This window comes from Gammaproteobacteria bacterium (assembly GCA_029884425.1).
GTDB lineage: Bacteria > Pseudomonadota > Gammaproteobacteria > S012-40 > S012-40 > JAOUHV01.
In genome coordinates, this window is sequence record JAOUHV010000038.1 from 23,430 (window position 1) to 29,429 (window position 6,000).

A 6,000-nucleotide genomic window follows, 5' to 3' on the forward strand; every position below is an offset into this window, starting at 1 on the left:
ACCCTTGAAAGGCCGGTGTTTGCCTGATTATACCGCAAAATCCGCGCAGAGGCTCGGTCCGGAGGGAGGGGCTCAGGGGTGTTGTTGTGCTGCGCAATTAACCTGGGTTCTGTAGGTTTCACCGTCCACACGTAGCGCGGTGAGACTGCCTCCCCAGAGGCAGCCGGTGTCCAGCGCATAAATGCCGGGAATGAAATGCTCGCCGTGAGTAGACCAGTGGCCGAACACGATATTCAGGTTTTGGTTGCGTCGCTGGGTTACTTCGTACCAAGGGATTAAGCCCGCAGGTTGTTTGCCCGGTGCCATTTTACTTTTCAGCTCCAGGCGGCCGTCAGCATCGCAGTAACGCATCCGGGTCAGGGCATTGGTGATGTAGCGGAGTCGCTCCAGGCCAGTGAGGTCGGTCTGCCATAGCGATGGTTCGTTGCCATACATGTGGCGTAAAAAATCATGGTATTGCTCGCCGCGTAAAGCCTGCTCAACTTCGCTGGCGCATTGTTGGGCGGTGGTCAGATCCCAGATCGGTGGCAGGCCAGCGTGTACCAGGGTTTTATTGTGTTCGACACTGTGATGCAGCAGTGGTCGATGACGCAGCCAATACAGCAGCTCATCACGATCAGCTGCGCGCAGAATATCATCGAGGGTGTCCAGCGGTTTGAGGGTGGAAAATCCTTCGGACACCGCTAACAAGTGCAGATCGTGATTGCCCAGTACAGTGATGGCGCTGTCACCAAACGACTTAACCAGACGCAGCACTTCCAGCGATTGCGGGCCGCGATTGACCAGGTCGCCAGTAAACCAGAGTTGATCAGCGGTCGGATCAAAACGTATTTTTTCCAGCAATTGTTGCAGCGAGGCAAAACAACCCTGCACGTCGCCAATGGCGTAAATGGCCATTTAATTTTCCTTTTGGTGGTTGTCTAGCACATCAATGATGGCTTGTTTGAGTTGCTGCAGCAATTTTTCATCGTCGAGCGCTTTCAGCTCGTCGTTGGTGATGAAAAACACGTCTTCTGCCTGGGCGCCAAAGGTGGAAATTTTGGCATTTTGTAATTGAATGTTTAGACGTGCCAACACCTGGGCGATGCTGGCCAGTAGACCGGGGCGGTCGTTGCTGATGACTTCCATGATGGTGCGATTGTTGGCCGGATCACTGGTGAAGCTGACCTCGGTGGGTACGGGGAAATTTTTAATTTGCCGGTTGGTGACTCGGCGCGGCCGAAGTGGCAGGTGGTCAGCTCGCAAATTGGTTTCCAATGATTTTTCCAGATCGGCCAGGCGTTGCGGATCATTGATTGGTTCGCCGCTTTCATCCAGCACGCTATAGCTATCGAGGGAGTAACCGCGATTGCTGGTGACGATGCGTGCTTCAAGTGTGCTCAGTCGCAATTGATGCAAGGTGATTGTGACGCGGGCAAATAAATCGGTGCTGCACGGAGCATAAATAAATACCTGGCTGACGCCGTTGTCACCCATGGTGCGGGTTGCTATCAGTGGATGATTTTGAGTTTCATCGTGTTGCAGTAATGTGGCGTGCCAGACAATTTCGTCGACGTTGTAGCGCAGAAAATAATCGCTATTGACTGTTTGCCACAGGCGTTCAATCGCATCGGTATTGATGTGTTGCTGCTGTAATTGTTTGCGAGCGGCAGACTGACTCTCACGAATGCGGTCGTCGCGATCGATTGGATTTTCCAGGCCGCGCGCCAAGGCGCGGCGGGTTTGCTGATACAGTTCAATCAGCAGCGAATCTTTCCAGCTATTCCATAATTTCGGATTGGTGCCGCGCATATCGGCGACGGTGAGCAGATACAGGTAGTCAAGGCGGCTAAAGTCGCCAACGCAATTGGCAAAATCGTTGACGATGGCCGGATCGCTGATGTCGCGATGCTGGGCAACGGCTGACATCAATAGATGATTTTGCACCAGCCACGCGACCAGCTCGGCGTCGTATTTACTCAGGCCGTGGTCCTGGCAAAACTGCTGTGCGTCGGCGGCCCCCAATGTTGAATGATCGCCGCCGCGTCCTTTGGCGATGTCATGGAATAAACCGGCGAGATAGAGCAATTCAGGCTTGGGAATGCTGCTGGCAACCTTGGATGCCAGCGGGAACTCGTGGGCACATTTTTGTTTGAAAAAACGACGCAGATTGCGCAATACGAACAGGGTGTGCTGATCAACGGTGTAAACGTGATACAGGTCGTACTGCATCAGGCCAAGGATGTTGGCGAAAGCAGGGATGTAGTTGTCCAGAATGTTGTATCGCGCCAGATTGCGCAGCGCGGAGGTGATGCCGAATTCCTGTTTGAGGATTTCGATAAACAGCGTGCGGCAGCGAATGTCCTGGCGGAAATTGGTATTGATGCGTAACGCACAGCTGCGCAACAAACGACTGGTGGCAGCGCGAATGCCGATAATTTCAGGGTGCTGCTGCATCAGCAAAAAAATTTCAAACAGCGCGAAGGGGTAGCGCTGGAAAACCTGATCGTTGACGACTTCGATGAATCCTTTGTGCACTTGAAAACGGCGATTAAGTGACTGCGGAATTTCTGAGTCATCTTTGTGTAGCAGGACTTCCTGATAGAGTTGCAGCAGGATTTCGTTCAGGCTGCGCAGCTCCATGATTGTGCGGTAGTACTTTTTCATGAAAAGTTCAACGCCCAAACGATGGCCGTCGGCAGCGCGGTTCCAGATGTCGCTGGTCTGATGATCGCTCTGGGCGGTTTCATCTTCAAAATGCAGCAGCTTTGCCAGCTGTGGCTGATAGTCAAACAACAGTCGTTCTTCTTTGCGGCCAGCAAGCATGTGCAGCGCAAACCGAACGCGCCAAAGGAAATTTTGTGCCTGGATGAGTCGTTGATACTCGTCTTCGGTAAGAAATTGGTGCACAACCAGGTCGTGCAGGTTTTGCGCATCAAAATGTCGTTTGGTTACCCAGCCTATCATCTGGATGTCGCGCAATCCGCCGGGGCCTTCTTTGATGTTGGGCTCAAGGTTGTAGGCAGTGTCGTGAAAGCGCTGGTGGCGTTCAATTTGCTCTTGCCACTTGGCTTCAAAAAAACGTCGGCTGGGCCAGATGTATTTGGGATCAATGATGATGCGCAGGTGACGGAAGATTTTTTCGCTGCCGGCAATCAAGCGTGATTCAGTTAGATTGGTGACGACGGTGATGTCCTGGTTGGCGATGTCCACGCATTCCGCCAGCGAGCGCACGCTGTGGCCGACTTCCAGGCCGATGTCCCATAGGAAAGTGACAAAATGCCCGGCAGCCTCCAGCAGCGCGGGGTTTTCTTCCTGGAACAGGATCATGAAATCAATGTCAGAGGCCGGATGCAGTTCTCCCCGGCCATAACCGCCGACAGCGATGAGCGCCGTGTTTGCTTGATCCTGAGCAGAAATAAAGGATGGCCATGCCAGCTGCAGCAGTCCATCCACCAGCCAAGCTCGTCCCCAGATTAATTGTTCGATGGGGCGTCCTGCCTCAAACTCGCAACGCAGGGTGTCGCGAGAGGTTTTCAAGGCATTTTTGTACAGGGGCAGCGGATTTTTGCCTTGCGTCAGTGTTTCTCTGAACGCATTAAAATCAAACAGCCAGGCATAATCGTCGGCGCTCACCGGGCTATTTTTCCTCGTTACGCAGGGTTAAAACTTCCACGCCAGTGGTTGTGACCAGAATAGTGTGTTCCCACTGGGCAGATAGCGTGTGATCCTTGGTGACGACGGTCCAGTTGTCCTTGAGTAGTTTTACCTCGCGGCGTCCGGCATTGACCATGGGTTCGATCGTGAAGGTCATGCCTTCTTCCAGCACCATGCCGGTGCCCGGTTTGCCATAGTGCAGCACCTGGGGGTCTTCGTGGAATTTTTTGCCGATGCCGTGACCGCAATACTCACGAACCACGGAAAATCCCTGGGCCTCGACGTGCTGCTGGATGGCGTGACCGATGTCGCCCAGGCGGGCACCGGGTTTGACCAGATTGATGCCTTTCCACATGGCTTCACGGGCACAGGTGCAGATGCGTTCGGCGAGGATGCTGCCTTTGCCTCCGATGATGAACATTTTACTGGTGTCGCCGTGGTAACCGTCCTTGATGACGGTGATATCGATGTTGATGATGTCGCCGGCCTTGAGCTTTTTGTCAGACGGGATGCCGTGACATACCTGGTGATTGACCGAGGTGCAGATGGATTTGGGGAATCCGCGGTAGTTAAGTGGCGCGGGTATCGCCTGCTGCACGTTGACGATGTAATCGTGGCAAATACGGTCTAGCTCGTCCGTGGTGACGCCGGGGACGACGTGAGGGACGATCATTTCCAGCACCTCGGCGGCCAGGCGGCCGGCGACGCGCATTTTTTCGATCTCATCGGCGGTTTTGATGTAGACGGTCATGATGAGTGTGTTTTCCTGTGGTTAACTTCGGGGTATGGCGGCATTTTCACCACCCAACTGCAATACGGGAGCTTAGTGATTGTTGTTAAAGGGGGTTTATGGTATAAATCAGCGCGCAATTTAGCAAACACAAAACACACACGCGCCGTCACATCAGCCAGGGTGCCTGCTTGGAGCTAAGTCTCTGAAAAGGTTTGGTTTATGGGGTGCGTGGAGGCATAACCCAAACTTTAGGAGTAAAGTATGTCAAATGTAACCATGCGTCAAATGCTGGAGGCCGGCGTTCATTTCGGTCACCAAACCCGTTTTTGGGATCCAAAAATGGCACCGTACATCTTCGGTGACCGTAACAAGATCCACATTATCAATCTTGAGAACTCCCTGCCGCTGTTCAAAGATGCGATGAATTTCATCGGTAGCGTAGCCGCCAAGCGTGGCAACGTACTGTTCGTGGGCACCAAGCGTGCTGCGTACGAAGTGATCCGTGAAGAAGCCACTCGCTGTGGCATGCCTTACGTTGATCACCGTTGGTTGGGCGGTATGCTGACCAACTTCAAGACTGTGAAGCAGTCTATCAAGCGCCTGAAAGACCTGGAAGCCATGGAAAAAGATGGTCACTTGGATCGCTTGGGCAAGAAAGAAGCGCTGATGCTGCGTCGTGAAATGGCCAAGCTGGAGCGTTCCATCGGCGGTATCAAAGACATGACCAGCATGCCAGAAGCGCTGTTCGTGGTTGACGTAGGTCACGAGAAAAATGCCGTTGCCGAAGCCAAGACTCTGGGTATTCCCGTGGTTGGCGTGGTTGACACCAACAACAATCCTAAGGGCATTGACTACGTTATTCCTGGTAACGATGACGCTATCCGCGCTATTCGCCTGTACGTAAGTGCAGCGGCTGACGCGATCATTGATGGTCGTGCATCTTCTTCCATGGGTGGCGCTGCCGCTGCGGACGACTTCGTAGAAGTTGAAGGCAAGGAATAAGTTGTATCGCGCTTGCGTATTTGACTACGCTTAATCGCAAGTTCGCGAATCAAAGGGGGCTATGCCCCCTTTTTTCCAGTCGTATTTTAAGTTTACTGTTTAAAGAATTTACCGAGGACGAGTCCATGTCTATTTCAGCAGCCCTAGTTAAAGAATTGCGCGAAAGAACCGGCGCCGGCATGATGGAGTGCAAAAAAGCACTGGTTGAAACCAATGGTGATATCGAAGCCGCAGTTGAACACATGCGCAAAACCGGTATGGCCAAAGCCGACAAGAAAGCTGACCGCGTAGCCGCGGACGGTGTTGTTGCTATTTTGACCTCTGCCGACAAGCGCACGGCGGTGATGTTTGAAATCAACTCTGAAACTGACTTCGTTGCCAAAGGCGAAGACTTCCAGAACTTCGTGAACGGCGTGGTTGCTACGACCCTGGCCGGCAAACCGACCAGCATTGACGAACTGAACACCATGACTATCTCCGGTGGTTCGGCGACAGTTGATGAAGCACGTCGTGCGCTGATTTCCAAAATTGGTGAAAACATCTCTCTGCGTCGCTTTACTGTAGTTAGCACTACCGGCGTGATCGGTGGCTACTCACACGGTTCACGCATCGGCGTAATCGTGGACATG

At 53.0% G+C, this 6,000-nt stretch carries 5 protein-coding genes; 2 read left to right on the forward strand and 3 right to left on the reverse strand.

Going from position 1 to position 6,000, the window contains the following annotated elements; translation table 11 throughout:
* Nucleotides 1-72 precede the first annotated feature (72 nt).
* Genes OEW58_10350 through map form a run of 3 tightly spaced genes read right to left on the reverse strand, consistent with a single transcriptional unit; the run spans nucleotide 73 to nucleotide 4,387 of the window.
* Complete coding sequence (locus OEW58_10350; protein MDH5301750.1) at nucleotides 73-897, reverse strand: symmetrical bis(5'-nucleosyl)-tetraphosphatase; 825 nt, start codon at nucleotides 895-897, stop codon at nucleotides 73-75.
* Nucleotides 898-3,615 (reverse strand): [protein-PII] uridylyltransferase, encoded by a 2,718-nt coding sequence (gene glnD / locus OEW58_10355; protein MDH5301751.1) that lies wholly within the window; start codon nucleotides 3,613-3,615, stop codon nucleotides 898-900.
* 4 nt (nucleotides 3,616-3,619) lie between these two features.
* Complete coding sequence (map, locus tag OEW58_10360) at nucleotides 3,620-4,387, reverse strand: type I methionyl aminopeptidase (GenBank protein ID MDH5301752.1); 768 nt, start codon at nucleotides 4,385-4,387, stop codon at nucleotides 3,620-3,622.
* A gap of 243 nt (nucleotides 4,388-4,630) precedes the next feature.
* Here map and rpsB point away from each other — a divergent pair, with 243 nt between their 5' ends.
* Together rpsB and tsf are read left to right on the forward strand one after the other, a co-directional pair.
* Entirely contained in the window at nucleotides 4,631-5,371 is a 741-nt protein-coding gene (rpsB, locus tag OEW58_10365; protein MDH5301753.1) for a 30S ribosomal protein S2, read from the forward strand.
* Nucleotides 5,372-5,496: 125 nt separating this feature from the next.
* Nucleotides 5,497-6,000, forward strand: a 504-nt coding sequence (gene tsf, locus OEW58_10370) for a translation elongation factor Ts (GenBank protein ID MDH5301754.1), incomplete at its 3' end; no start/stop codon positions are given.

Coding starts and splice junctions, on each gene's coding strand:
- OEW58_10350 (MDH5301750.1), bottom strand. CDS start 897: ATGGCCATTTACGCCATTGGCGACGTGCAGGGTTGTTTTGCCTCGCTG.
- map (MDH5301752.1), bottom strand. CDS start 4,387: ATGACCGTCTACATCAAAACCGCCGATGAGATCGAAAAAATGCGCGTC.
- rpsB (MDH5301753.1), top strand. CDS start 4,631: ATGTCAAATGTAACCATGCGTCAAATGCTGGAGGCCGGCGTTCATTTC.